Annotated in this window: 25 protein-coding genes and 1 other RNA gene; 13 read left to right on the top strand and 13 right to left on the bottom strand. The window is 61.1% G+C overall.

Going from position 1 to position 24869, the window contains the following annotated elements:
* The first annotated feature begins 71 nt into the window (after nt 1-71).
* The gene (locus BMZ46_RS15725; protein ID WP_074690047.1) at nt 72-1307 is read left to right on the top strand and encodes a sterol desaturase family protein; all 1236 of its coding nucleotides are present in this window, start codon (nt 72-74) and stop codon (nt 1305-1307) included.
* Here the strand turns inward: BMZ46_RS15725 and BMZ46_RS15720 are convergent.
* A complete protein-coding gene (locus BMZ46_RS15720; protein ID WP_039765319.1) occupies nt 1288-1944 on the bottom strand; it encodes a DedA family protein in 657 nt (218 codons plus the stop codon). The two genes, BMZ46_RS15725 and BMZ46_RS15720, sit on opposite strands and share 20 nt — an antisense overlap.
* 208 nt (nt 1945-2152) lie before the next feature.
* Here BMZ46_RS15720 and hemB point away from each other — a divergent pair, with 208 nt between their 5' ends.
* Complete coding sequence (gene hemB / locus BMZ46_RS15715; RefSeq protein ID WP_007951836.1) at nt 2153-3166, top strand: porphobilinogen synthase; 1014 nt, start codon at nt 2153-2155, stop codon at nt 3164-3166.
* Between the two features lie 18 nt (nt 3167-3184).
* Complete coding sequence (gene ppk1, locus BMZ46_RS15710; RefSeq protein ID WP_039765322.1) at nt 3185-5410, top strand: polyphosphate kinase 1; 2226 nt, start codon at nt 3185-3187, stop codon at nt 5408-5410.
* A gap of 66 nt (nt 5411-5476) precedes the next feature.
* On the opposite strand, the gene ppx is transcribed toward ppk1, so the two are convergent.
* The 5 genes from ppx to BMZ46_RS15685 all read right to left on the bottom strand — a co-directional run bounded on the left by ppx (nt 5477) and on the right by BMZ46_RS15685 (nt 10100).
* Entirely contained in the window at nt 5477-6979 is a 1503-nt protein-coding gene (gene ppx, locus BMZ46_RS15705; protein WP_039765323.1) for an exopolyphosphatase, read from the bottom strand.
* A 262-nt stretch (nt 6980-7241) separates the two neighbouring features.
* The gene (locus BMZ46_RS15700) at nt 7242-7979 is read right to left on the bottom strand and encodes an amino acid ABC transporter ATP-binding protein (RefSeq protein WP_039765325.1); all 738 of its coding nucleotides are present in this window, start codon (nt 7977-7979) and stop codon (nt 7242-7244) included.
* The gene (locus BMZ46_RS15695) at nt 7966-8616 is read right to left on the bottom strand and encodes an amino acid ABC transporter permease (protein ID WP_011336490.1); all 651 of its coding nucleotides are present in this window, start codon (nt 8614-8616) and stop codon (nt 7966-7968) included. The genes BMZ46_RS15700 and BMZ46_RS15695 overlap by 14 nt, the downstream gene beginning before the upstream one ends.
* Nucleotides 8613-9293, bottom strand: a complete 681-nt coding sequence (locus BMZ46_RS15690; protein WP_039765327.1) for an amino acid ABC transporter permease — start codon at nt 9291-9293, stop codon at nt 8613-8615. Before BMZ46_RS15690 ends, BMZ46_RS15695 begins: the two co-directional genes overlap by 4 nt.
* 21 nt (nt 9294-9314) lie before the next feature.
* Entirely contained in the window at nt 9315-10100 is a 786-nt protein-coding gene (locus tag BMZ46_RS15685) for a transporter substrate-binding domain-containing protein (protein WP_074690049.1), read from the bottom strand.
* Nucleotides 10101-10356: 256 nt separating this feature from the next.
* Here BMZ46_RS15685 and BMZ46_RS15680 point away from each other — a divergent pair, with 256 nt between their 5' ends.
* The 7 genes from BMZ46_RS15680 (at nt 10357) to BMZ46_RS15650 (ending at nt 18561) form a co-directional block, all read left to right on the top strand.
* Nucleotides 10357-11064, top strand: a complete 708-nt coding sequence (locus BMZ46_RS15680) for a FadR/GntR family transcriptional regulator (RefSeq protein WP_039765330.1) — start codon at nt 10357-10359, stop codon at nt 11062-11064.
* A gap of 120 nt (nt 11065-11184) precedes the next feature.
* Nucleotides 11185-11514 (top strand): thioredoxin TrxA, encoded by a 330-nt coding sequence (gene trxA, locus BMZ46_RS15675; protein WP_003206727.1) that lies wholly within the window; start codon nt 11185-11187, stop codon nt 11512-11514.
* A 248-nt stretch (nt 11515-11762) separates the two neighbouring features.
* The gene (gene rho, locus BMZ46_RS15670) at nt 11763-13022 is read left to right on the top strand and encodes a transcription termination factor Rho (protein WP_011336486.1); all 1260 of its coding nucleotides are present in this window, start codon (nt 11763-11765) and stop codon (nt 13020-13022) included.
* Between the two features lie 171 nt (nt 13023-13193).
* Nucleotides 13194-15191 carry an acyltransferase family protein gene (locus BMZ46_RS15665; RefSeq protein ID WP_039765332.1) on the top strand — a complete coding sequence of 666 codons (1998 nt, stop codon included), beginning with the start codon at nt 13194-13196 and terminating at the stop codon, nt 15189-15191.
* A gap of 69 nt (nt 15192-15260) precedes the next feature.
* Nucleotides 15261-16727, top strand: a complete 1467-nt coding sequence (gene ubiD, locus BMZ46_RS15660; RefSeq protein ID WP_074690051.1) for a 4-hydroxy-3-polyprenylbenzoate decarboxylase — start codon at nt 15261-15263, stop codon at nt 16725-16727.
* On the top strand, nt 16727-17695 hold the full coding sequence (locus BMZ46_RS15655) for a CDP-6-deoxy-delta-3,4-glucoseen reductase (RefSeq protein ID WP_074690053.1): 969 nt from the start codon (nt 16727-16729) through the stop codon (nt 17693-17695). Before ubiD ends, BMZ46_RS15655 begins: the two co-directional genes overlap by 1 nt.
* 197 nt (nt 17696-17892) lie before the next feature.
* Nucleotides 17893-18561: a gamma-glutamylcyclotransferase gene (locus BMZ46_RS15650; protein ID WP_074690055.1), complete on the top strand. Its 669-nt coding sequence runs from the start codon at nt 17893-17895 to the stop codon at nt 18559-18561.
* Here BMZ46_RS15650 and glpT read toward each other — a convergent pair.
* Nucleotides 18537-19886, bottom strand: a complete 1350-nt coding sequence (gene glpT / locus BMZ46_RS15645) for a glycerol-3-phosphate transporter (protein ID WP_007951819.1) — start codon at nt 19884-19886, stop codon at nt 18537-18539. The genes BMZ46_RS15650 and glpT overlap by 25 nt on opposite strands.
* Nucleotides 19887-20224: 338 nt before the next feature.
* On the bottom strand, nt 20225-21202 hold the full coding sequence (locus BMZ46_RS15640; RefSeq protein ID WP_074690057.1) for an NADPH:quinone oxidoreductase family protein: 978 nt from the start codon (nt 21200-21202) through the stop codon (nt 20225-20227).
* A 150-nt stretch (nt 21203-21352) separates the two neighbouring features.
* Here BMZ46_RS15640 and BMZ46_RS15635 point away from each other — a divergent pair, with 150 nt between their 5' ends.
* Complete coding sequence (locus BMZ46_RS15635) at nt 21353-21760, top strand: flagellar basal body-associated protein FliL (RefSeq protein WP_007951814.1); 408 nt, start codon at nt 21353-21355, stop codon at nt 21758-21760.
* Nucleotides 21761-21916: 156 nt separating this feature from the next.
* Here BMZ46_RS15635 and BMZ46_RS15630 read toward each other — a convergent pair whose 3' ends face one another.
* Entirely contained in the window at nt 21917-22369 is a 453-nt protein-coding gene (locus BMZ46_RS15630) for an EVE domain-containing protein (protein WP_039765343.1), read from the bottom strand.
* A gap of 197 nt (nt 22370-22566) precedes the next feature.
* Here BMZ46_RS15630 and BMZ46_RS29345 point away from each other — a divergent pair, with 197 nt between their 5' ends.
* A complete protein-coding gene (locus BMZ46_RS29345; protein WP_007911192.1) occupies nt 22567-22722 on the top strand; it encodes a hypothetical protein in 156 nt (51 codons plus the stop codon).
* A gap of 35 nt (nt 22723-22757) precedes the next feature.
* Here BMZ46_RS29345 and BMZ46_RS15620 read toward each other — a convergent pair whose 3' ends face one another.
* The 4 genes from BMZ46_RS15620 to BMZ46_RS15605 all read right to left on the bottom strand — a co-directional run bounded on the left by BMZ46_RS15620 (nt 22758) and on the right by BMZ46_RS15605 (nt 24176).
* Nucleotides 22758-23363: a 5-formyltetrahydrofolate cyclo-ligase gene (locus BMZ46_RS15620; RefSeq protein WP_074690059.1), complete on the bottom strand. Its 606-nt coding sequence runs from the start codon at nt 23361-23363 to the stop codon at nt 22758-22760.
* 80 nt (nt 23364-23443) lie between these two features.
* Nucleotides 23444-23622, bottom strand: a non-coding RNA gene (ssrS, locus tag BMZ46_RS15615) — 6S RNA.
* A gap of 30 nt (nt 23623-23652) precedes the next feature.
* Nucleotides 23653-23970 (bottom strand): cell division protein ZapA, encoded by a 318-nt coding sequence (locus tag BMZ46_RS15610; protein ID WP_039765346.1) that lies wholly within the window; start codon nt 23968-23970, stop codon nt 23653-23655.
* Nucleotides 23967-24176 carry a TIGR02449 family protein gene (locus BMZ46_RS15605; protein ID WP_007940359.1) on the bottom strand — a complete coding sequence of 70 codons (210 nt, stop codon included), beginning with the start codon at nt 24174-24176 and terminating at the stop codon, nt 23967-23969. The genes BMZ46_RS15610 and BMZ46_RS15605 overlap by 4 nt, the downstream gene beginning before the upstream one ends.
* A 125-nt stretch (nt 24177-24301) precedes the next feature.
* On the opposite strand from BMZ46_RS15605, the gene BMZ46_RS15600 reads away from it, so the two are divergent.
* The gene (locus BMZ46_RS15600; protein WP_039765349.1) at nt 24302-24862 is read left to right on the top strand and encodes a YecA/YgfB family protein; all 561 of its coding nucleotides are present in this window, start codon (nt 24302-24304) and stop codon (nt 24860-24862) included.
* Nucleotides 24863-24869 lie beyond the last annotated feature (7 nt).

The raw sequence follows: 24869 nt of genomic DNA, 5'->3' as shown, positions 1-24869 counted from the left end.
CGTTCGTTGCCATAGGATCAAGCCGCGGCTACACCTAGGATCTGAGCTACAGATTCCGACCAGGGCGCGTCATGAACTTCATCCTGTATGCGGTACCGTTTTTCTTCGTGTTGATTGCGGCGGAGCTCATCGCCGACCGCTGGCGCGGGGTGAGCAACTATCGCCTGGCCGATGCGGTGAACAGCATCAGCACCGGGGTGTTGTCGACCACCACCGGCCTGTTGACCAAGGGCGTGGGCCTGGTGACCTATGCGTTTGCCCTGGAGCATCTGGCGCTGGTCAGGTTGCCTGCGGACAGCGTCTGGGTCTGGGTGTTTGCCTTTGTCTTCTATGACTTCTGCTATTACTGGCTGCATCGCATGGGCCATGAACGGAACATTCTCTGGGCGGCGCATTCGGTGCATCACCAGAGCGAGGACTACAACCTTTCCACGGCCTTGCGCCAGACCAGCACCGGGTTCCTGCTGAGCTGGATCTTCTACCTGCCGATGGCCGTGCTCGGGGTGCCGCTGCTGGTGTTCGTCAGCGTTGCGGCGCTGAATCTGCTGTATCAGTTCTGGGTCCATACCCGGCACATTCCCAAGCTCGGCTGGTTCGAGTGGTGCTTCGTCACGCCGTCCAATCATCGGGCCCACCATGCACAGAACGCTCTCTACATGGATCGCAACTACGGCGGGGTGTTCATTATTTGGGACCGACTGTTCGGCTCGTTCCAGGAGGAGGACGACAACGAGCCGGTGATTTTCGGCGTGACCACACCGCTGGGGAGCTGGAATCCGTTGTGGGCCAACCTGCAGTTCTACGCCCAACTGTGGGACGACGCGCGCCGGGCCGAGCGTACGTGGGACAAGATCCGGATCTGGTTCATGCGCACCGGCTGGCGTCCGGCGGACGTTGCGGCGAAGTACCCGATGAACAAGCCGGACCTGAGTCAGTTCCGCAAATTCGAAGTGCCGCTGGACAGCCGTCAGCAGTGGTACGTGGGGTTGCAGTTCGGCGTGTATGTGGCGCTGGGCAGTTATCTGATGAATCTGGAACACAGTCTGCCCACCGGAGCATTGCTGCTCGGCTGGGGCGCGGTGGCGTTCGGTTTGTTCGTGTTGGGCGCGGCCCTGGAGAATCGCCCGTGGGCGGCGAAGCTTGAAGTGTTGCGGCTGGCATTGAACCTGCCGCTGGTGTGGCTGGCGCCGCTGGTCGGACTCTGGCCGGCCAGCCCGGGGATATGGGTCGGCCTACTCAGTTACAGCCTGCTCAGCGGCATCGGGCTGTATGGCTGTCGCCAGCGACTTACTCGGCTGGCGTCTTAGGATCGGCGGTGTTGGTCATTTCGGCTTTGTGCCGTTCGGCCTTGGCCAGCAGCTCGGCCTGTTCTTCCTCGTAAACCTTTTTCGCCAGCCGGGCATTCTTGAACCGGCGGCGCAGCCATAGGCCCAGGCCGAGCACCAGCAGCGCGCCCAGCACCCACAACTCATACTTCTTGATGCTGCCGAGCATGCCTTCGAGCACGGCGCCGAAATGGTAAGCAGCGGCGGCCAGGGCGGTGGCCCAGATCGCGGCGCCGATACCGTTGAGTAGCAGATAACGTCCCGGCGGATAGCCCGAGAGGCCGATTGCCACCGGCATCACCGTGCGCAGGCCGTACACGAAGCGAAAGCTCAAGACCCAGATGTCCGGGTGCTTGCGGATGTGTTCCAGCGCGCGGTCGCCCATCATCTGCCAGCGCGGCTTGCGCGCCAGCAGCTTGCGCCCGTGCTTGCGGCCCAGGAAGTACCACAGCTGATCGCCGGCATAGCTGCCGAAGAACGCCACGACCACCACCAGTTTGATGTCCATGTATTCACGGAACGCGAGGAAGCCCGCGAGCACCAGGATGGTTTCGCCTTCGAAAAACGTCCCGAGAAACAGGGCAAAGTAGCCGAAGTCATGCAGAAATTGTTGGAGCATTGTCTGGGTGCTGGCGAAATGAACGCGCAGCCTAACCCTTCGGACACATTCAGGAAAGTGTCGAAATGTGTCTCGACGTGAACATTTCCTACACGGACAATGGAAAGCGACTACCTGTCGCAGGGGTGCACATAACTGTCATACGACCGTCATAATGGCCATCTATAACTGTCACGCTCGCCCGTTTGCGCGGGCTCAGGAGTCTGCCGTGAGCTTTACCCCAGCCAACCGTCTGTTCCCTGCCACCCGCCTGCGTCGCAATCGCCGTGATGATTTTTCCCGGCGGCTGGTACGTGAGAATGTGCTGACGGTCGATGACCTGATCCTGCCGGTGTTCGTCCTCGACGGTGAAAACCGCCGCGAAGCCGTGGCCTCGATGCCGGGTGTCGAGCGCCTGACCATCGACCTGCTGCTTGAAGAAGCCGCCAAATGGGTCGAGCTGGGGATTCCGGCGCTGGCACTGTTTCCGGTTACCCCGCCCGAACTCAAATCCCTCGATGCCGCCGAAGCGTGGAATCCCGAAGGTATCGCCCAGCGCGCCACTCGCGCCCTGCGTGACCGATTCCCCGAGCTGGGCGTGATCACCGACGTCGCCCTCGACCCGTTCACCACTCACGGTCAGGACGGCATTCTCGATGAAGAAGGCTATGTGCAGAACGACATCACCGTCGATGCACTGGTCAAGCAAGCCTTGTCCCATGCTGCTGCGGGCGCCCAGGTGGTTGCCCCGTCGGACATGATGGACGGCCGCATCCAGGCCATCCGCGAAGCGCTGGAGCTGGCCGGTCACGTCAACGTGCGGATCATGGCCTACTCGGCCAAGTACGCCAGTGCCTATTACGGCCCGTTCCGCGATGCGGTGGGTTCGGCCGCGAACCTGGGCAAGGCGAACAAGGCCTCCTATCAGATGGACCCGGCCAACAGCGATGAAGCCCTGCACGAAGTGGGCGCGGACTTGTCTGAAGGCGCGGACATGGTCATGGTCAAACCCGGCATGCCGTACCTGGACATTTTGTTCCGGGTAAAAGATGCCTTCAAAGTGCCGACCTTCGTCTATCAGGTCAGCGGCGAATACGCCATGCACATGGCGGCGATCCAGAATGGCTGGTTGAGCGAAGGCGTGATCCTCGAATCCCTGACCGCCTTTAAACGTGCCGGCGCTGATGGCATCCTGACTTACTTTGCTGTCCGTGCCGCTCAATTGTTACGAGAGCAGAAATAGCCCTCCCAGGAACATTCGATGAATACCGAAGGACTCACTGAAGTTGCCGTAAAAGAAGCTCAACCCGTGGTCGAGCAGATTACCGAAACCCCGCCGGAACTGGAGCCTGCGCCACCCGCGCCGGCAACCGAGCCTGCCGCGGCGGTTCCGGCGATCGCGATTCCCGGCCTGGATGACAGCAGCCTGTACATCCACCGTGAATTGTCGCAACTGCAGTTCAACATCCGCGTGCTGGAACAGGCGCTGGACGAGTCCTACCCGTTGCTGGAGCGGCTGAAGTTCCTGCTGATCTTCTCCAGCAACCTCGACGAATTCTTCGAAATCCGCGTCGCCGGCCTCAAGAAGCAGATCACCTTCGCCCGTGAACAGGCCGGCGCCGACGGCCTGCAACCGCACCAGGCCCTGGCCCGGATCAGCGAGCTGGTGCACGGTCACGTAGATCGCCAGTACGCGATCCTCAACGACATCCTGCTCCCGGAGCTGGAAAAGCATCAGGTGCGTTTCATCCGTCGTCGCCACTGGACGACCAAGATCAAAACCTGGGTCCGCCGCTATTTCCGCGACGAGATCGCGCCGATCATCACTCCGATCGGCCTCGACCCGACGCACCCGTTCCCGTTGCTGGTGAACAAGAGCCTGAACTTCATCGTCGAGCTCGAAGGTATCGACGCCTTCGGTCGCGACTCCGGTCTGGCGATCATCCCGGCGCCGCGTCTGCTGCCGCGGATCATCAAGGTGCCGGAAGAAGTCGGCGGCCCTGGCGACAACTATGTGTTCCTGTCGTCGATGATCCACGCCCACGCCGATGACCTGTTCCAGGGCATGAAGGTTAAAGGCTGCTACCAGTTCCGTCTGACCCGGAACGCCGACCTTGCGCTCGACTCCGAAGACGTCGAAGACCTGGCCCGCGCTCTGCGTGGCGAGCTGTTCTCCCGTCGTTACGGTGACGCCGTGCGCCTGGAAGTCGCCGACACCTGCCCGAAACACCTGTCGGACTACCTGCTCAAGCAGTTCAACCTGAGCGAGACCGAGCTGTATCAGGTCAACGGCCCGGTGAACCTGACGCGTCTGTTCAGCATCACCGGTCTGGACAGCCATCCTGAGCTGCAATACACGCCGTTCACGCCGCAGATCCCGAAACTGCTGCAAAACAGCGAGAACATTTTCAGCGTGATCAGCAAGCAGGACATCCTGCTGCTGCACCCGTTCGAGTCGTTCACCCCGGTGGTCGACCTGTTGCGCCAGGCCGCCAAGGACCCGCACGTTCTGGCCGTGCGCCAGACCCTGTACCGCTCCGGCGCCAACTCGGAAATCGTCGATGCGCTGGTGGACGCCGCGCGTAACGGCAAGGAAGTGACGGCGGTCATCGAGCTGCGTGCGCGCTTCGACGAAGAATCCAACCTGCAACTGGCCAGCCGCCTGCAAGCGGCGGGCGCGGTGGTGATCTACGGCGTGGTCGGCTTCAAGACCCACGCCAAGATGATGCTGATCCTGCGCCGCGAGCAGGGAGAGATCGTGCGTTACGCGCACCTCGGCACCGGTAACTACCACGCCGGCAACGCCCGCCTGTACACCGACTACAGCCTGCTGACCTCCGACGATGCCTTGTGCGAAGACGTCGGCAAACTGTTCAGCCAGTTGATCGGCATGGGCAAGACGCTGCGCATGAAGAAGCTGCTGCATGCGCCGTTCACCCTGAAGAAGGGCATGCTCGACATGATCACCCGCGAGACGCAATTTGCGCTCGACGGCAAACCGGCGCACATCATCGCCAAGTTCAACTCGCTGACCGATCCGAAGATCATCCGCGCGTTGTACAAGGCCAGCCAGTCCGGCGTGCGCATCGATCTGGTGGTGCGCGGCATGTGCTGCCTGCGTCCGGGCATCGCCGGGGTTTCGCACAACATCCACGTGCGCTCGATCATCGGCCGCTTCCTTGAGCACACCCGGGTGTTCTACTTCCTCAACGGTGGCGAGGAGCAGATGTTCCTCTCCAGCGCCGACTGGATGGAGCGCAACCTCGACAAGCGCGTCGAGACCTGCTTCCCGGTGGAAGGCAAGAAGTTGCTGACCCGGGTCAAGAAAGAGCTGGAGCTGTACCTGACCGACAACACCCACAGCTGGAGCCTGCAATCGGACGGTCGCTACATCCGCAACACGCCGACCGGCAACCAGAACCCGCGCAGTGCGCAGGCGACTTTGCTGGAGCGGTTGGGCAGCCCGATTCTGCCGGTGAGCAGCTGACCGCAGGTTTCATAGCTATAAAAAAGGCGATCCATCCGGATCGCCTTTTTTGTGCCTGCCCGTTACTCAATGAACGGTCAGGACAATCCCGACCCGCGTCAGCCACTCGGCCTCAAGCCCGAAATCCGCCTGGGTCAGCTGGTTTTCATCCAGCCAGTTCTCCGGGAATTCCACGTCGAGGTGGTTGCCATTTGCATGCAGCGTCACTTGCGGCATCGCCTGGGTGCCACGGATGTGGTGGAACAGGATGGCGAAACGCAGCAGCACGCACAGGCGGATCAGCTTGTCGCCGTCGTCGCCGAACTCGGCGAACTTGTCCTTGGGGATGTTGCGGCGGTGGCCACGCACCAGCAGGGCGAGCATTTGCTGGTCTTCGCGGGAGAACCCGGCGAGGTCCGAGTGTTCGATCAGGTAGGCGCCGTGCTTGTGGTAGTGATAGTGCGCGATGTCGAGACCGACTTCGTGCACTTTCGCCGCCCAGCCCAACAGTTCGCGCCAGATGCCGTCGTCCAGCTCCCAATCCACGGCCACTTGATCGAAGGCGTGCAAGGCTTTGCGCTCGACCCGTGCGGCCTGTTCCTGATCGACGTGGTAGCGCTCCATCAGCGAGGTCAGGGTGCGTTCGCGCACGTCTTCGTGGTGATGGCGGCCGAGCAGGTCGTAGAGCACGCCTTCACGCAGCGCGCCTTCGCAGTGGTCCATGCGTTGCAGTTCGAGGGCGTCGAAGATCGCTTCGAGAATCGCCAGACCGGCCGGGAAGATCGCCCGACGATCCGGCTTGATGCCTTCGAAATCGATCTTGTCGACATCGCCGAGCTTGAACAGGCGGCGCTTGAGCCACGCCAGACCTTCGGCATTCACTTCGCCGGTGCCATGACCGCCGGCCTTCAGCGCCAGACCGATGGCGCGGATGGTGCCCGAGGAGCCAATGGCTTCATCCCAGGTCAGGCGATGCAGGGCGTGTTCGATGCTCATGATTTCCAGGCGCGCCGCCGTGTACGCCTGGGCGTAGCGGGCCGGGGTGATCTTGCCGTCCTTGAAGTAGCGTTGGGTGAAGCTCACGCAGCCCATTTGCAGGCTTTCGCGCAGCAGCGGTTCGAAACGCTGGCCGATGATGAATTCGGTACTGCCGCCGCCGATGTCGGCGACCAGACGTTTGCCCGGAGTGTCGGCGAGGGTGTGGGACACGCCGAGGTAGATCAGGCGGGCCTCTTCACGGCCGGAGATGACTTCCACCGGATGGCCGAGGATTTCTTCGGCGCGACGGATGAATTCGCCACGGTTGCGCGCCTCGCGCAGGGCGTTGGTGCCGACGATCCGCACGGCGCCCAGCGGCATGCCGTTGATCAGTTGGGCAAAGCGCTTGAGGCAGTCGAGCCCGCGCTGCATGGATTCTTCGTTGAGCTGACGCTCATCGTCGATGCCGGCGGCCAGCTGAACTTTTTCTCCGAGCCGTTCGAGAATACGGATTTCGCCGTTCTGGGCCTTGGCCACGACCATATGGAAGCTGTTGGAGCCCAGGTCGATCGCGGCGATCAGGGACAGATTCTTGGCTTGGGATTGCGGCATGGTCTGGGGGTCTCGGTCGATAACCCCGACATCGTGCCACGATCAAACGCTGCCGCCAACGCGCATGGTTCAAACCCTTGATCCTGCGCATAAAAGCCAGGGACCGTTGCGCACTCAACGATGCTGATCGTTCCCACGCTCTGCGTGGGAATGCCTCAACGGACGCTCTGCGTCCGCTTTTGGGACGCGGAGCGTCCCGGGCTGCATTCCCACGCGGACGGTTCGACGCCTCGACGTGGGAACGATCGGGTAGCAGGCTGTTTCAGGCAGTCGCTTCCACGGTGCCAATAAAGTTCGCCAGCTCCGGCGTCTGCGGATCGGCAAACAGCACTTTCGGATCCCCCATCTCGTGCACCTTGCCCTGATGCATGAACACCAGTTTGTCCCCGACCTCCCGGGCGAAGCGCATTTCGTGGGTGACCATGATCAGCGTCATGCCTTCCTTCGCGAGCTGGCGGACCACGCTGAGCACTTCGTTGACCAGCTCGGGGTCCAGCGCCGAGGTGATCTCGTCGCACAGCAGCACCTTCGGCGACATCGCCAGCGCCCGGGCAATCGCCACGCGTTGTTGCTGGCCGCCCGAGAGGCGTTCCGGGAACGCGTCGAACTTCTCGCCCAGGCCGACGCGCTCCAGCATCTGCCGCGCCAGTTCTTGTGCCTTGGCCTTGGGCACTTTCTGCACCACCTGCGGCGCGAGCATCACGTTCTCGCCGACGGTCAGGTGCGGAAACAGATTGAACTGCTGGAACACCATCCCGACTTTCTGCCGCAGGCTGCGCAGGTCGGCGCGGGCGGCGTCGAGGTATTCGCCGTCGACTTCGATCACGCCGTCGTTGATCGATTCCAGACCGTTGAGGGTGCGCAGCAGGGTGGACTTGCCCGAGCCGCTGCGGCCGATGATTGCCACCACCTGGCCTTCCTCGACGCTCAGGTCGATGCCTTTGAGCACGTGGTGATCGCCGTAATATTTATGCAGGGCAGAAATTCTAAGCAGAGGCATGCAGTCTCCTTTCCAGGTAGCGCGCACTGAGGGACAGGGGGTAGCAGAGCAGGAAGTAGCCCAGGGCGACGAGGCCGTAGACCATGAACGGTTCGAAGGTGGCGTTGGCGAGCATGCCGCCGGTCTTGGTCAGCTCGGTGAAGCCGATGATCGAGGTCACGGCGGTGCCCTTGACCACTTGCACCGAGAAACCCACGGTCGGCGCCACGGCAATTCGCAGCGCCTGCGGCAGGATCACGTAGCGCAATTGCTCCAGCGGATTCAGCGCCAGGCTCGACGAAGCTTCCCACTGACCGTGGGGAATCGCCTCGACGCAGCCGCGCCAGATCTCCGCCAGATAAGCACTGGTGAACAGCGTCAGGGCAATCGCCGCCGCCATCCACGGCGAAATTTCCACCCCGGCCAGGGCCACGCCGAAGAACACCAGAAACAGCTGCATCAACAGCGGTGTGCCTTGGAACAGTTCGATCCAGGTGCGGGCGATGCTGCTGGGCAGCGGGTTTTTCGAGATGCGCATGATCAGGATCAGCAACCCGACGATCCCGCCGCCGATGAATGCCACCAGCGACAGCGCCAGTGTCCACTGCAGGCCGGTCAGCAGATTGCGCAGGATGTCCCAGAACGTGAAGTCGCTCATTGGCTGCTCCTTGCGCTGCTTTTAGACAGATAACGCCGACCGAGCCAGTTCAACAGCTGACGGATCAGCAGCGCCATGCACAGATAGATGAGGGTGGTCAGGGCGTAGGTTTCAAAGGCGCGGAAGTTGCGCGACTGAATGAAGTTGGCGGCGAAGCTCAATTCTTCGGTGGCAATCTGCGAACACACCGCCGAACCGAGCATGACGATGATGATCTGGCTGCTCAGCGCCGGCCAGACCTTGCCCAGCGCCGGCAACAGCACCACGTGGCGGAACGCTTCGAAACGGCTCATCGCCAATGCCGCTGCGGCTTCCAGCTGCCCGCGCGGAATCGCCTGGATACCGGCGCGGATGATTTCGGTCGAGTACGCACCGAGGTTGATCACCATCGCCAGCACCGCCGCCTGCCACTCGGAAATCTGCACGCCGAGGGACGGCAGGCCGAAGAAGATGAAGAACAGCTGCACCAGAAACGGCGTGTTGCGGATCAACTCCACATATACGCCGAAGATCGCCGAGAACGGGCGGATGTTCCACGCCCGCACCAGCGCCCCGACGATGCCCACGCCAACCCCGAAGAGTGCGCCGATGGCCGTCAGCTCAAGGGTGAACAGCGCCCCGCGCAAGAGCAGGTCGGTGTTTTCCACCACCGGCAAAAAATCGAACTGATAGGCCATGAAAGTCTCCCGCGTCGCCGGTCAGAGGTCGGCCGGCAGCGGCTCTTTGAGCCAGGTCTGCGCGTTCTTTTCCAGCGCGCCGTCAGCCTTGGCGGTGGTCAGGATCTCGTTGACCTTGCCCAGCAGCGCCGGCTCGTTCTTGTTCACGCCGACGTAGACCGGCGAATCCTTGAGCTTCACTTTCAGCGCGGGGACGCGTTTGGGGTTCTTTTCACTGATCGCGACCATTACCACGTTGCCGCTGGCGATCAGGTCGACCTGACCTGCGAGGTAGGCGGCGATGGTCGAGTTGTTGTCTTCGAAGCGTTTGATGGTCACGCCTTCCGGGGCGACCTTGGTCAGCTCGATGTCTTCGATGGCACCACGGGTGACGCTGATGGTTTTGCCCTTGAGATCGTCGAGGGTGCTGACCGCTGCGTCCGGCGGGCCGAACACGGCGAGGTAGAACGGCGCATAGGCGCGGGAGAAATCGATGACCTTCTCGCGCTCGGGGTTCTTGCCGAGGCTGGAAATCACCAGGTCGACCTTGCCGGTGGTCAGGAACGGGATGCGGTTGGTGCTGTTGACCGGGGTCAGTTCGAGTTTGACCTTGAGCTGCTCGGCCAGCAGTTTCGCGGTGTCGATATCGAGGCCGCGCGGCTTCATGTCCGGGCCGACCGAACCGAACGGCGGGAAGTCCTGGGGCACGGCAACTTTCAAGGTGCCGCGTTTGACCACGTCATCCAGACCGTCGGCATGGGCGGGGGTCTGGCTCAGCATCAGACCGGCAAACAGGGCGGCGAGGAGGGCGCTGTAACGCTTCGTCATGGACAATCTCCGGATCGGCGGGAAGTGAATTCTGCGTTCGGACAGAGCACGGGCCGTGCCAAGACAGGGGTTCGGCGTCGCGAAGCCACGGGTTTGGCGGGTTTGTTCGGTCTTACTGGTCTGAACAGTCAGGTCGGATTTCGCACTGCGATAGCGCATCGACGCGCACCGTCGAACCCCGCTGGGGCACGACTTGCCTGATGCCTCGAATAGCTTTACAACTGGCCGCACCTTGGCTTGGTCCGTCTGGAAAACCATGAACTCGATCTCCCGCGCCGTACCCGAAGTGGCGCTGCAAGCGATCCGCAAACTGATTACCGAGCAGGGCTTCGGCCCCGGCGATGCGCTGCCCTCGCAACGGGATCTGGCGGTTCAGCTGGGCGTCAGCCGCGCCTCGTTGCGTGAGGCGTTGTCGTCCTTGAGTGCGCTGGGTGTGGTCAGCATTCAGCCGGGCAAAGGCGTGTTCGTGCAGGCGCCGGTCGAGTTGCCTCGTGGCGAGGGCGCACCGGCCTGGCCGTTCGCCGCCCAGGCTTCGCCGCTGGAAATCTTTCAGTTGCGCTATGCGCTGGAAGGGTTTGCGGCCGGTCTGGCGGCGGTGACGTTGAGCACGTTTGATCTGGACGAATTGGAAGACAACGTCGCCGCCATGCGCGAGCAACTGCGCGCCGGCGACTTCGAGGCCGCGGCGAAACTGGATTTCGAATTCCACCGGCGAATCCTGCTGGCCAGCGGCAATCAGGCGATGCTGAGCATCCTCACCGCCAGCGCCGACATCTTTCTGGAGAGCCAGAAACTACCGTTCATCCGCGCCGAACGGGCCATGGAAACCTGGCAGGAACACCGCAAGATCCTCCGCGCCCTGGCCCGCCGGGCCTCCGCTGCCGCGCAGAAGGCCATGCAGGAGCACGTGCGCAATGCGGCGCTGCGTACCGGAATCGCCTTCATCGCCCCCGCCGGCGCGTGACTTGAGCTATACCCAAACTCATCGAGTGCCATAGCAAGACTCAATCATCTGCGGCTTCCTGAACAAGGGAAGGGCGGCTATGATGGGCCACGTTTTTTTGCTTACAACCTGGAGAATTCCATGAGCAGCGATCTGATCAAACACGTTAGCGACGCTAGCTTCGAAGCCGACGTACTCAAGGCCGAAGGCGCTGTCCTGGTCGACTACTGGGCTGAATGGTGCGGCCCTTGCAAAATGATCGCTCCGGTTCTGGACGAGATTGCAGAGACTTACAAAGGCAAGCTGACCGTTGCCAAACTGAACATCGACGAAAACCAGGAAACCCCTGCCAAGCACGGCGTACGTGGTATTCCGACCCTGATGCTGTTCAAGAACGGCAACGTGGAAGCGACCAAGGTCGGCGCTCTGTCGAAGTCGCAACTGGCTGCTTTCCTCGACGCCAACATCTAAGCGTCGCGGTAAAGTTGTCCTCAAAAAGCCCCGCAAATTGCGGGGCTTTTTGCGTATTCAGGGCTAGACGCTCCGAAACTCAGGTGGTACATTCGGCCCCGCACTGGTTTCTCCACTGCCCCCTGCTAGCCGTCGCCGACGCACTTCCTTTCGAATAAGTACGCGATCCTGTCGCCTTCTCCGCGGCGCGGCCTCATTAAGCCAAAAGCTTAATTTCCCCCCTCCATAAATGATTACGTCATTCCTATATGAATCTGACTGAACTCAAGCAAAAGCCGATTACCGAACTGCTCGAATTGGCCGAACAGATGGGCATAGAAAATATGGCCCGTTCGCGCAAGCAGGACGTGATTTTCTCCCTGCTGAAAAAGCACGCTAAAAGCGGTGAGGAAATCTCCGGTGATGGCGTGCTGGAGATTCTCCAGGACGGCTTCGGCTTCCTGCGCTCCGCTGACGCTTCCTACCTCGCCGGCCCTGACGACATCTACGTCTCGCCGAGCCAGATCCGCCGTTTCAACTTGCGCACCGGTGACACCATCGTTGGCAAGATCCGCCCTCCGAAGGAAGGCGAGCGTTATTTCGCCCTGCTCAAGGTCGACACGATCAACTTCGATCGTCCTGAGAACGCGAAAAACAAGATTCTCTTCGAGAACCTGACCCCGCTGTTCCCGACCGTGCGCATGAAGATGGAAGCCGGCAACGGTTCCACCGAAGACCTGACCGGTCGTGTGATCGACCTGTGCGCCCCGATCGGCAAAGGCCAGCGTGGTCTGATCGTTGCACCGCCGAAAGCCGGTAAAACGATCATGCTGCAGAACATCGCAGCGAACATCGCCCGTAACAACCCTGAAGTTCACCTGATCGTGCTGTTGATCGACGAGCGTCCGGAAGAAGTGACCGAAATGCAGCGCACCGTGCGCGGCGAAGTGGTTGCCTCGACCTTCGACGAGCCGCCGACCCGTCACGTGCAAGTGGCTGAAATGGTGATCGAGAAGGCCAAGCGCCTGGTCGAACACAAGAAGGACGTGGTGATCCTGCTCGACTCCATCACCCGTCTGGCCCGTGCCTACAACACCGTGATCCCGAGCTCCGGCAAGGTGCTGACCGGTGGTGTCGATGCCCACGCCCTGGAGAAACCGAAGCGTTTCTTCGGCGCCGCGCGAAACATCGAAGAAGGCGGCTCGCTGACCATCATCGCCACCGCGCTGGTTGAAACCGGCTCGAAGATGGATGAAGTGATCTACGAAGAGTTCAAGGGCACCGGCAACATGGAACTGCCACTGGACCGTCGTATCGCCGAGAAGCGTGTGTTCCCGGCCATCAACATCAACAAGTCCGGTACCCGTCGTGAAGAGCTGCTGACTGCCGACGACGAACTGCAGCGTATGTGGATCCTGCGCAAACTGCTGCACCCGATGGACGAAGTCGCGGCCATCGAGTTCCTGGTCGACAAGCTGAAAACGACCAAGACCAACGACGAATTCTTCCTGTCGATGAAGCGCAAGTAACATCGTCGGTTGATTCAGAAAATGGCGTCCTTTCGAGGGCGCCATTTTTTTGCCTGTTTTTTGTCCGGCCGATAGGAGGTTTGCGATCTGGTAAGGTCAGTGACTGGGCAAAACAAGAAGCAGCGTTCGATGCTGTACAAAAAATAACCATCTGATTGGCATTAAAGATTTATGAGCACACTCGCTTATCGAAGGGATATCGACGGCTTGCGGGCAGTCGCGGTGATAGCCGTGGTGCTGTTCCATTTTGGAGTCCCTGGGTTTACCGGCGGTTTTGTCGGTGTGGACGTGTTTTTCGTGATCTCCGGTTACCTCATCACCTCGATCATCTGGAACCAGCGCCAGGCCGGCCGGTTCAGTTTCGTCGAGTTCTGGTCGCGGCGTGCGCGGCGGATCCTGCCGGCGCTGTTTGCGATGATCATCGCGGTGCTGGCGGTGGGCTGGTTCCTGATGGCGCCCAAGGACTACGAAGAACTCGGGCGCTCGGTGCGCTATCAGGTGCTGTTCGTCTCGAACATCCTGTTCATGCGCCAGGACGGCTACTTCGATGTCGCCTCGGATCTCAAACCGCTGCTGCACACTTGGTCACTGGCGGTAGAGGAGCAGTTCTACATTGTCTTTCCGCTATTGCTGACCCTGATGTCGAGCCGCTTGAAGCACTGGCGGCTGGCGCTGTTCGGCGTGCTGCTTGTTTCATTCGGGTTGAGCGTCTGGGCGGTCCACCACCATCCGGAAAAAGCCTTCTTCCTGCTGCCGATGCGCGCATGGGAGCTGCTGGCGGGGGCGATGCTGGCGATCGCACCGAAGCATGCCTGGCGCCTCAAGCCGATGGCCGCGCAACTGTTGAGCCTGCTCGGCATGGGCCTGATTCTGTTGGCGGTGTTCGGTTTCGACAAACGTACGCCGTTCCCCGGTGCGGCCGCATTGCTGCCGGTGCTTGGCGTGGTGCTGTTGATCCTGGCCAACGGTCATCGCCAGACCTGGGTAGGTCAATTCTTGAGCAGTCGGGTCATGGTAGGTCTGGGTCTGATTTCCTATTCCTGGTACTTGTGGCACTGGCCGGTGTTCGTGTTTTCCAGCTACGCCAGCGTCGACGAGCCGAGCGCCTTCGACAGCGCCGGGTTTATTCTGCTGACCCTGGTGCTGGGTTATCTGTCGTGGAAATTCGTCGAGACGCCGTTCCGCGAGCGGCGCTTGCTGGCCGGACGTCGGCAGATTCTGATCGCCGGTGCGTTCGGCGTGCTGATAATCGGACTGGCCGGGCAAACCCTGCGCTGGACCGACGGCCTGCCGTGGCGCCTGTCCGATCAGGCATTGCAATACGCCAAGGGGCGCGAGTGGCGGCCGGAGTTGATGGCATGTCTGGCGGACGACAAGACCCCGGATGACAAGTTGTTCTGTCATTACGGTCTGCAGAACCAGGCTTCGCGAGCGCTGGTCTGGGGCGACAGTCATGCCACGGCGTTGATTCCGGTCTTCGATGATGGTGCGCAAGCCCATGGCGTCAGTGTGATCCTCGCCAGTTCGCCGGGGTGCATACCGGTGGAAGGTCTGGAGCATGACGCCCGCTGCGCACGGTTCAACCAACGTGTGGTGCAGGCAATCAAACCGCAAACCGTCAGTGATGTGGTGCTGGTTGCGCGCTGGAGTCTGTATCTCTATGGCGATGCCAGAGGTGATCTGGGCCATGTCTTGAGAACGCCTGACGGGCACTACGACCGTGCCGTCGCCGAGCAGCGTCTGGCTGACGGTCTGCGCGCGCGAGTGGCGCAATTGCGTGCGGGCGGGCATCGGGTCTGGCTGGTGAAAGAGGCGCCGTTGCAGGCTTTCAGTCCGCCGTACCGTCTGACGCGACTGGCGATGCTGGATCGTCCGGTGGATGACGTCGGGCTGAATGTCGCCGAACACCAAAAGCGCCAGGCCTTCATCAGTCAGCTGTTCGCCGAGCTGGCGAAAGACCCGGCGGTACGCGTGGTCGATCCGGCGCCGAAGCTGTGCGATGAAAGCGGTCTGTGCCGTGCCGAGCTCGGTGGGTACTCACTGTACACCGATGACAATCACCTGTCGGAGGTCGGCGCGCGTTTCGTTGCGCCGATCCTTGAACCGCTGTTTGTCGACCTGCAGGCCAGGGCAAATCTGGGAAAAGGTCAGGCGAATGCAGCCAAGTAAGCAGTGACGGGCTGCCAGCGACCGGCATAGCAGGTAGGATGTACGCCTATTTTGAGGGTGCCATCGTCAATGAAATTCAAGGATCTTCGGGATTTCGTGCAGCAGCTTGAGCAGCGCGGAGAGTTGAAACGCATCCAGATTCCCGTTTCGCCGGTGCTGGAAATGACCGAGGTGTGCGACCGCACGCTGCGGGCCAAGGGCCCGGCGCTGCTGTTCGAGAACCCGACCGGCTACGACATCCCGGTGCTCGGCAACCTGTTCGGCACGCCCGAGCGGGTGGCAATGGGCATGGGCGCCGAGTCGGTCAGCGAGCTGCGCGAAATCGGCAAGCTGCTGGCGTTCCTCAAGGAACCGGAGCCGCCGAAGGGCTTGAAGGACGCGTGGTCGAAGCTGCCGATCTTCCGCAAGATCATCGCGATGGCACCGAAAGTCGTCAAAGACGCGCCGTGCCAGGAAGTGGTCATCGAAGGCGATGACGTCGATCTGGCGATGCTGCCGGTACAGACCTGCTGGCCGGGCGACGTGGCGCCGCTGATCACTTGGGGCCTGACGGTCACCAAAGGTCCGAACAAGGATCGCCAGAACCTTGGCATCTACCGTCAGCAAGTGATCGGCCGCAACAAGGTCATCATGCGCTGGCTCAGCCACCGTGGCGGTGCGCTGGATTTCCGTGAGTGGTGCGAGAAACATCCAGGCCAGCCGTTCCCGGTGTCCGTGGCCCTTGGCGCGGATCCTGCGACCATCCTTGGCGCGGTGACGCCGGTGCCGGACAGCCTCTCCGAATACGCCTTCGCCGGTCTGCTGCGCGACAGTCGCACGGAGCTGGTGAAGTGCCGTGGCAACGACCTGCAAGTGCCGGCCACTGCCGAAATCATCCTTGAAGGCGTGATCCATCCGGGCGAGATGGCCGACGAAGGCCCGTACGGCGACCACACCGGTTACTACAACGAAGTCGACAGCTTCCCGGTGTTCACCGTCGAGCGCATCACTCACCGTATCAAGCCGATTTACCACAGCACCTATACCGGCCGTCCGCCGGATGAGCCGGCGATTCTCGGCGTGGCGCTGAACGAAGTGTTCGTGCCGATCCTGCAGAAGCAGTTTCCGGAGATCACCGACTTCTACCTGCCGCCGGAAGGCTGCTCGTACCGCATGGCCGTGGTGACGATGAAGAAGTCGTATCCGGGCCACGCCAAGCGCGTGATGCTGGGTGTCTGGTCGTTTTTGCGACAGTTCATGTACACCAAGTTCGTTATCGTCACCGACGACGACATCAACGCGCGGGACTGGAACGACGTGATCTGGGCCATCACCACGCGCATGGACCCCAAGCGCGACACGGTGATGATCGACAACACGCCGATCGACTACCTCGACTTTGCCTCGCCGGTGTCGGGACTCGGCTCGAAGATGGGCCTGGACGCCACCCACAAGTGGCCGGGCGAAACCACTCGCGAGTGGGGCCGCGTCATCGTCAAGGATGATGCCGTCACTCAACGGATCGATGCCATCTGGAATCAGTTAGGAATAGATTGATGCGTGTAACCCTGCAGCCCTCCGGAGCGGTGCTCGAGATACAGCCCGGAGAGCGGATTCTCGATGGTGCGCGGCGCCTGGGCTACGACTGCCCGCAAAGCTGTCGCAACGGCAATTGTCACGTGTGCGCGGCGCTGCTGGTGGAAGGCCGGGTCGAACAGGCCGGCAAGGTGCACGACCACGGCGAGTTCTACACTTGCATAGCGGAGCCGCTGGAAGACTGCATCGTGCTGTGGGATGGCGTGCTCGCGCTGGGAGAACTGCCGGTGCGCAGCGTGTCGTGTCAGGTCATCGAATGCCGGGACGTCGGTGGCGATACCTTTCGTGTGCGTCTGCGGGCGCCGGCCGGCAAACCGCCGCGCTACCACGCTGGCCAGTATTTGATGATCGAGCGCGAGAACGGCGAGAAGTCGGCGTTCTCCATGGCCTCGGCGCCCCACGGCGGTCGCGATCTGGAAATCCATGTGCTGGCGCGCGAATCCAGTGCGCTGAGCCTGATCGATCAGCTCAGGCGCAACCCGATGGTGCGGGTCGAACTGCCGTTCGGCGACACCCATCTGGCGGAACTGCCGGACGGGCCGCTGGTGCTGATCGCCGCCGGCACCGGCATGGGTCAGATCCACAGCCTGATCGAACATTGCCGGGCTTCGGGCTTCAAACATCCGGTGCACTTGTATTGGGGCGTGCGTCGTCCGGAAGATTTCTACGAAATCGAACATTGGGACGAATGGCTGAAATTGCCCAATCTGTTCCTGCACAAAGTCGTCAGTGACCAGTGCGGCTGGGAGGGGCGCTGCGGGATGTTGCACGAAGCGGTGTCAGAGGATTTCCCTGATCTGAAACCGTTGCACGTCTATGCCAGCGGTTCGCCGGCCATGGTCTACGGCACGCTGGATGCGCTGGTGGAAGCGGGGATGGATGCCCATCAGATGCGTGCGGATGTGTTTGCTTACGCACCCCGCGCCTGAGTCCGTTATAACTCTTCATATAGCCGATCGGTATTTATGTAATTGCATAAATGCCGGTAGGTTATATATCGAACAGGCAATCAATTAAGAACTGTGCCATGGCACTCAAATTGCCTTAAAACATATGTGCCTTATTGTTACAGCGGTGCGTTCTATTAAGTAATTCTTCACCCGCGGGGAGCTGAACGCTATTCGCCATGAGCGCCATTGAAAACGCTTTTCTGAACCTGGCTTACCCTCCGCGGCTCGATCTTGGGCCGCAGCTGACGCACGAACAACTTCTCGCATCCATGCAATCGACCATGGCACGCCACAAGGGCGGGCCGGTTTGGCTGTTCGCCTACGGTTCGCTGATCTGGCGGCCGGAATGCACAGCCGTGGAGCGGGTGCGTGGGCGCGTGCATGGCTATCACCGTGGCTTGTACTTGTGGTCCCACGAGCATCGCGGCACGCCGGAAATGCCGGGTCTGGTCTTTGGTCTGGATCGTGGCGGCCCGTGCAGCGGCTTCGCCTACCGGTTGCCGGAAGACAATCTGGACAGCGCGCTGTATGCGTTGTGGAAACGCGAAATGCCGTTCCCGTCCTATCGGCCACACTGGCTCAACTGCCGACTCGAAGATGGCAGCCAGGTTCAGGCGTTGGGATTCGTATTGGAGCGACACCTGCCCAGCTATGCCGGCAACTTGCCGGATCATGTGCTGAGCCAGGTGTTCGAAAGCGCTTGCGGGCGGTACGGCACGACTCGCGATTATGTCGAGCAGACCGCTCACGCCCTGCGCAGCCACGCCATGCCAGACCGGAATCTGGAGGCGCGGCTCAAGCGCTGTAAGTCAAAGGCCGATCAGGCGACTGCTTCGCGGCTCTGACTGGCGACTTGCTTGTGCCACAGGGTCGGGGCCAGGAAGGCCATCGACAGCAGGCAAGCGCCCACCAGCAGCACGAAACCGCCATCCCAGCCGAAGTGGTCCACGGTGTAGCCCATCGCTGCACTGGCCGCGACCGAACCACCCAGATACCCGAACAGACCGGTGAAGCCCGCAGCGGTGCCGGCGGCTTTCTTCGGCGCCAGTTCCAGCGCCTGCAGACCGATCAGCATCACCGGGCCATAGATCAGGAAGCCGATGGAGAACAGCGCGATCATGTCGACGGTCGGGTTACCGGCCGGGTTCAGCCAGTACACCAGGGTCGCGACGGTCACCAATGCCATGAACACCATACCGGTCAGGCCACGGTTGCCACGGAAGATCTTGTCCGACATCCAGCCGCACAGCAGCGTGCCCGGAATCCCCGCCCACTCGTAGAAGAAATAGGCCCACGAGGTTTTATCCACGGTGAAACCCTTGGCTTCTTTCAGGTAGGTCGGCGCCCAGTCCAGCACGCCGTAGCGCAGCAGGTAGACGAAGACGTTGGCCATGGCGATGTACCAGAGCATTTTGTTGCGCAGCACGTATTTGACGAAGATTTCCTTGGCGCTGAATTCGTCTTCGTGGCTGGCGTCGTAGCCTTCCGGGTAGTCGTTCTTGTACTTCTCGATCGGCGGCAGGCCGACCGATTGCGGGGTGTCACGCATGGTCACGAAAGCGAACACCGCTACTGCCAGCGCCACGGCGGCCGGGACGTAGAACGCTGCGTGCCAGTCGTTGAACAGGCCCATGCCGATCAGGAACAGCGGGCCGATCAGACCGCCACCGACGTTATGCGCCACGTTCCACACCGACACCACGCCGCCACGTTCCTTCTGCGACCACCAGTGCACCATCGTGCGTCCGCTCGGCGGCCAGCCCATGCCCTGGGCCCAACCGTTGATGAACAGCAGGATGAACATCATGGTCACGCTGGAGGTTGCCCAAGGCGCGAAACCGAAAATGAACATGACCCCGGCCGATACCAGCAGGCCGAACGGCAGGAAGTAACGCGGGTTGGAGCGGTCGGACACCAGGCCCATGAGGAACTTGGACAGACCGTACGCGATGGCGATTGCCGACATCGCCAGACCCAGATCGCCACGGCTGTAGCCTTCGTCGATCAGGTACGGCATGGCCAGCGAGAAGTTCTTGCGCAGCAGGTAGTAACCCGCATAGCCAAAGAAGATGCCGGCGAAGATCTGCCAACGCAGGCGTCGGTAGGTGCTGTCGATTTTTTCTTCAGGCAATGGAGCCTGATGTGCGGCAGGACGAAAGAAAGCAAACATTCAAGAGCTCCAGATTTCTTGTTTTGACTGCGGATGCGAATGTTACAGTTTCGTTACCGAAAATAGCACCGCTTCCCATCGGCAAAACAGTGGAAATGTTGGATGTCGCACGTTCCTTTATGAACATGTCGCTCAGATATAAGTGCAGGGCGTTGTGGGAATGGTTACCTCCGCAGCTTCCTGCCGGGTTTCAGGATTTTGCAGGACGCAGGTTTGAGAAATGTCCTGCGAGCAATGCAGAAGGTGCTTTCTGTTTGAGGCTGCCGGCACATTTGCAGCCTGGAATGTTCTGAGGGGCGATCCGGAAGTGGGCATCAATTCCGGGTCGCCCGAGCAGGTCAGCGCACTTGCACCACAACCTTGCCTACAGCCTTGCGCTGCCCGAGATCATTGATCGCCTGCGCGGCATTGCACAGCGGATAGACCTGCGACACCAGCGGCTTCAGCTTGCCCTCGGCAAACCAGCCGAACAATTGCTGGAAATTCGCCGCGTTGTCCTGCGGCTGGCGCTGGGCGAAGGAGCCCCAGAACACGCCGAGTACCGCAGCGCCTTTGAGCAGGGCGAGGTTGACCGGCAGTTCGGGAATGCGGCCGCTGGCGAAACCGACCACCAGCAGGCGGCCGTTCCAGGCGATGGCGCGGACAGCCTGATCGAAAAGGTCGCCGCCGACCGGGTCGTAGATCACGTCGGCGCCCTGGCCGTCGGTCAGGCGCTTGATCTCGTCCTTGAGGCTGGTTTCGCTGTAGTTGATCAGTTCGTCTGCCCCGGCAGCCTTGGCCACCGCGAGTTTTTCCGCGCTGCTGGCGGCGGCGATCACCCGCGCGCCCATGGCTTTGCCGATTTCCACGGCGGCCAGGCCAACGCCGCCGGAGGCGCCGAGTACCAGCAGGGTTTCGCCTGGTTGCAGATTGCCGCGCTGCTTGAGGGCGTGCATCGACGTGCCGTAGGTCATGCTGAAGGCGGCGGCGGTGTTGAAATCCATCGATGGCGGGATCGGCAGCACGTTGTAGCCCGGCACTGCGACCTGCTCGGCGAAGCTGCCCCAGCCGGTCAGTGCCATGACCCGGTCACCGACTTTCAGGTGACTGACCTTTTCCCCCACCGCGCTGACCACGCCGGAGGCTTCGCCACCCGGCGAGAACGGGAAGGGCGGCTTGAACTGGTACTTGCCCTCGATGATCAGCGTGTCCGGGAAGTTGACCCCGGCGGCGTGCACGTCCAGCAGGATTTCGTTCTTCTTGGCGACAGGACTGGCGACGTCTTCCAGCACCAGCGATTCGGCAGGGCCGAAGGCTTTGCACAGCACGGCTTTCATCAGGGCTATTCCTTTGGGAGTGATGGCCGATAAGTGTAGGTGTGGCAGTCAACGGGTCAACGAGCATGCCCGGCCCTGATAGTCCGCCATAAGCTTGTGCTTGCGCGGCGGGTCGTTATGCTAGGCCGCAAACCGGATAAGGAGCGAATTGTGAAAGCGTGGATCATGTTGTTGCTGGCCCTGTCTCTGCCTGTGGCAGCGCTGGCCGAAGAAGCCAAAGAGGGCGAGGCGCCGAAGGTCAACTACATCACCCTGAGCCCGCCGTTCGTGGGCAACTACGGGCTGGATGGCACCCCGAAACTCAAGGTCTACAAGGCCGACGTGGCACTGCGGGTGACCGGCGAAGAGGCGACCAAACTGGTCAAGGCCAATGAACCGCTGATCCGCAATCAGCTGGTGGCGCTGTTCACTCAGCAGACCACCGATGCGATGGGCAGCATCGAGGGCAAGGAAAAACTGCGTCAGGAAGCCTTGAAACAGACCCAGCAAGTGATGAACGACGAGACCGGCAAGCCGGTGGTTGAAGACCTGTTGTTCAACAACCTGATCATTCAGTAACAACTTTGCTGTCCGGCCCGGCCCCTTCGCGAGCAAGTCGAATCGTCGCACCGCAGCTCCCATAGGTATTTCTGGTGGTCACAAATTATGTGTTCACTAAAAATCCCTGTGGGAGCTGGCTTGCCAGCGAAGGCATCTTGTCAGGCGAAGGATGATTCAGGGTTTGAGCGCCATCACCGCCGCCCACTGCTCGGCAGTCACCGGCATCACCGACAGCCGCGAACCCTTTTGCACCAGCGGCATCTCGGCCAGCGCGGTCTGCTGCTTCAGATAATCCAGCTTCAAGACCCGGTTGAATGTCTCTACGTGGGCGACATCGATCGCGCTCCAGGCGTTTTTCTCCGGCGTGGCTTTCGGATCGAAGTAATGGCTTTCCGGTTCCAGTGCGGTGGGATCCGGGTACGCGGCTTCGATTATTTTGCCGATTCCGGCAATCCCCGGCTCCGGGCAGCTGGAATGGTAGAAAAAGAATTCATCCCCGACCGCCATGGCCCGCAGGAAATTGCGCGCTTGATAGTTGCGAACCCCGTCCCAGCGCGCTTTGCCGAGCTTTTCCAGGCCCTTGATCGAGAGCTCGTCGGGCTCGGATTTCATCAGCCAGTAGGCCATGGTGTGTGCTCCTCAAGCGGTCATTGGGCAGGTTGTCCGGCAATTTTATGACAAACCGACGGTCGGTTGACGTCAGCATTTGCGCGACGGTTCACGTTGTCGCAAAATGCCGGCCTTTAAAGCTTGACGCTGCTGCACGGCCTACGAATGGAAACCGCTGCTGTCATCGTGATGATGTGCCTTGAGGGGGGCAATCGATGAAACGCAAACCGGATTTGCTGTGGACTTTGGTAATTTTGTTCGGTCTGGGCGTCGTGACCACCGGTTATGCGCAAAGTCTGTGGGCCAACAAGGCCGATGCACCGATTGAAGTGGCGCAACAAGTACAACAGTCGACAGCCTTCAAGCGCTGAAACTGCCTTTTCGACGCCGTTGATCCGCGCGGCGTCTATCCTGCGAAATACCACGCCTTGTCCGTCACCGTTCCCTGCAACGGTACATCCCAGCTCGCCTGCGCCAGCCGTTCGACTTTCTGACATTCATGGGCCAGTCCCAATAGCGTCGGCTTGCGCCAGTTCTGGCGTCGGGCCAGATAGGCCAGGCTGCGATCGTAGAATCCGCCGCCCATGCCCAGGCGCCCGCCGACATCGTCGAATCCCACCAGTGGCAACAACACCAGGTCCAGTGCCCAGACCTTGCGCTGACGGGCCAGATTGGCGCGCGGCTCAAGAATGCGGAAACGGTTGGGTTTGAGCTTTTCGCCGGGGCGGATCTGCTGAAAGACCATTTTGGTCCGTGGCCAGGCACTGAGCACCGGCAGGTAGGTTTTCTTGCCGCGACGCTGGGCAGCGCTGAGCACCAGGCGCGGGTCGATTTCACCGTCGGTGGGCAGGTACAGGGAAATGTGTTTCGCCCGGCGAAAGTGCGGGTTTTGTGCCAGTTGTTTATACAGGCCTTCGGCGGCCTGGCGTTGTTCGCTTCGCGTCAGCGAGCGGCGGGCCTTGCGCAACAGGCGGCGCAGTTGGGGGCGGGGCAGCAACGCGGGTTCGGTCATGGTTCGGCTTCGGCAGGGTGGGACGAAAACGTACGCATAAAAAATCCGATGCCGGCATGCACCGGCATCGGATTCGAATCAGGCTCCCCGGATGAGCCGCTGTCGACTTAGCCCTTGAACCCGAGAGTTCAAGGTGGAGGATGCAGTAGGCTTTAAGGCTTTCCGTCTGGCGGACATGCACACCAGCCCAACGTGCAACCCCCAGGGTAGTGCAAATCGGCTCAGGGACATCGTCAACTGGCAAGCACCCCAGGGAGTGCGGCGAGTATAACTCAAGCGGCCTGGCGAATCAGCCCTTGGTGACGTCCGGATCGGTCGCCAGCACCAGATCGACACGATCGAGCAAGTCACGCACCTGTTCACGGGTCGAACCGCTGGCCTGGATGTCCGGACGCTCTTCTTTGTGCAAGAGGTCGTGGGTGATGTTCAGCGCGGCCATCACGGCGATGCGGTCGGCGCCGATGACTTTGCCGCTGCTGCGGATCTCGCGCATCTTGCCGTCCAGGTAGCGGGCGGCGCTGATCAGATTGCTGCGCTCTTCCTGGGGGCAGATGATCGAATACTCTTTGTCGAGGATCTGCACGGTAACGCTATTGCTTGAACTCATGAGTCTTGCTCCAGGGCCTTGAGGCGCGAAATCATCGATTCGACCTTACGCCGGGCGATTTCGTTTTTTTCAATGAGGTGCGCGCGTTCCTCGCGCCAGGTCTTTTCCTGAGCAAGTAAGAGTGCATTTTGACTCTTTAGTTGCTCGACTCGGGTAATCAGCAGTTCGAGTCTGGCCATCAGCGCTTGCAGGTCGGTGTCTTCCATTGTGTCCACTGATTCGGTCTGATGGGTTTGGCTGGCGGACAGCCTTTAATGGTCTTGGCGAGTCTGTCGATGTAGGATACAAGGCCTTCATTCTAGACATAGCGCCGTCTGGCGCCTAGCTGCCCATGCCCATTCAGAATTCCCCGTACCAAGGCTTTGCCACCCTGCTGAACTCCAGCGGTCACTCCGTTTCGCCTGCCGAACTGCACGGCCTGTTGCTGGGCCGCAGTTGCGCTGGCGCCGGCTTCAATGCCGAAGAGTGGCTGATCGATGCCGCCGAACTGCTCGAAAGCGAGCCGCAGGACAACGTCCGCAACGCGCTGATCGGTCTGCAGGAAATGGTCAAGAGCGAACTCACCGGCGATGACGTCACCGTGGTTCTGCTGTTGCCGAACGATGACACGCCTCTGGCCGAGCGTGCCGCCGCGCTGGGCGAATGGTGCCAGGGCTTCCTCACCGGGTTCGGCCTGAACTGCCGCGACAGCAGCATGCTGAGCACCGAGGCCACGGAAGTGTTGCAGGATCTTGCAGCGATCTCCCAGGTGCAAGACGCACTGGAAGAATCCGAAGACGGCGAAAGCGACTATATGGAAGTCATGGAGTACCTGCGTGTCGCTCCGCTGCTGCTGTTCTCCGAAACCAAAAAGGCCGACGTGCCGCCAGCGGCCAAGCCGTCGCTGCACTGATCGCGTG

This window comes from Pseudomonas sp. NFIX49 (assembly GCF_900115915.1).
GTDB lineage: Bacteria > Pseudomonadota > Gammaproteobacteria > Pseudomonadales > Pseudomonadaceae > Aquipseudomonas > Aquipseudomonas pharyngis.
Note: the sequence above shows the minus strand (reverse complement) of the source record. Positions and strands in the feature narration are given on the sequence as shown.

Coding starts and splice junctions, on each gene's coding strand:
- BMZ46_RS15630 (WP_039765343.1), bottom strand. CDS start 22,369: ATGGCCTACTGGCTGATGAAATCCGAGCCCGACGAGCTCTCGATCAAG.
- ppk1 (WP_039765322.1), top strand. CDS start 3,185: ATGAATACCGAAGGACTCACTGAAGTTGCCGTAAAAGAAGCTCAACCC.
- BMZ46_RS15600 (WP_039765349.1), top strand. CDS start 24,302: ATGCCCATTCAGAATTCCCCGTACCAAGGCTTTGCCACCCTGCTGAAC.
- BMZ46_RS15650 (WP_074690055.1), top strand. CDS start 17,893: ATGAGCGCCATTGAAAACGCTTTTCTGAACCTGGCTTACCCTCCGCGG.
- BMZ46_RS15610 (WP_039765346.1), bottom strand. CDS start 23,970: ATGAGTTCAAGCAATAGCGTTACCGTGCAGATCCTCGACAAAGAGTAT.
- BMZ46_RS15620 (WP_074690059.1), bottom strand. CDS start 23,363: ATGACCGAACCCGCGTTGCTGCCCCGCCCCCAACTGCGCCGCCTGTTG.
- BMZ46_RS29345 (WP_007911192.1), top strand. CDS start 22,567: ATGAAACGCAAACCGGATTTGCTGTGGACTTTGGTAATTTTGTTCGGT.
- BMZ46_RS15685 (WP_074690049.1), bottom strand. CDS start 10,100: ATGACGAAGCGTTACAGCGCCCTCCTCGCCGCCCTGTTTGCCGGTCTG.
- BMZ46_RS15665 (WP_039765332.1), top strand. CDS start 13,194: ATGAGCACACTCGCTTATCGAAGGGATATCGACGGCTTGCGGGCAGTC.
- BMZ46_RS15655 (WP_074690053.1), top strand. CDS start 16,727: ATGCGTGTAACCCTGCAGCCCTCCGGAGCGGTGCTCGAGATACAGCCC.
- BMZ46_RS15700 (WP_039765325.1), bottom strand. CDS start 7,979: ATGCCTCTGCTTAGAATTTCTGCCCTGCATAAATATTACGGCGATCAC.
- trxA (WP_003206727.1), top strand. CDS start 11,185: ATGAGCAGCGATCTGATCAAACACGTTAGCGACGCTAGCTTCGAAGCC.
- rho (WP_011336486.1), top strand. CDS start 11,763: ATGAATCTGACTGAACTCAAGCAAAAGCCGATTACCGAACTGCTCGAA.
- ppx (WP_039765323.1), bottom strand. CDS start 6,979: ATGCCGCAATCCCAAGCCAAGAATCTGTCCCTGATCGCCGCGATCGAC.
- BMZ46_RS15690 (WP_039765327.1), bottom strand. CDS start 9,293: ATGGCCTATCAGTTCGATTTTTTGCCGGTGGTGGAAAACACCGACCTG.
- BMZ46_RS15695 (WP_011336490.1), bottom strand. CDS start 8,616: ATGAGCGACTTCACGTTCTGGGACATCCTGCGCAATCTGCTGACCGGC.
- BMZ46_RS15725 (WP_074690047.1), top strand. CDS start 72: ATGAACTTCATCCTGTATGCGGTACCGTTTTTCTTCGTGTTGATTGCG.
- glpT (WP_007951819.1), bottom strand. CDS start 19,886: ATGTTTGCTTTCTTTCGTCCTGCCGCACATCAGGCTCCATTGCCTGAA.
- BMZ46_RS15720 (WP_039765319.1), bottom strand. CDS start 1,944: ATGCTCCAACAATTTCTGCATGACTTCGGCTACTTTGCCCTGTTTCTC.
- ubiD (WP_074690051.1), top strand. CDS start 15,261: ATGAAATTCAAGGATCTTCGGGATTTCGTGCAGCAGCTTGAGCAGCGC.
- BMZ46_RS15605 (WP_007940359.1), bottom strand. CDS start 24,176: ATGGAAGACACCGACCTGCAAGCGCTGATGGCCAGACTCGAACTGCTG.
- BMZ46_RS15680 (WP_039765330.1), top strand. CDS start 10,357: ATGAACTCGATCTCCCGCGCCGTACCCGAAGTGGCGCTGCAAGCGATC.
- BMZ46_RS15640 (WP_074690057.1), bottom strand. CDS start 21,202: ATGAAAGCCGTGCTGTGCAAAGCCTTCGGCCCTGCCGAATCGCTGGTG.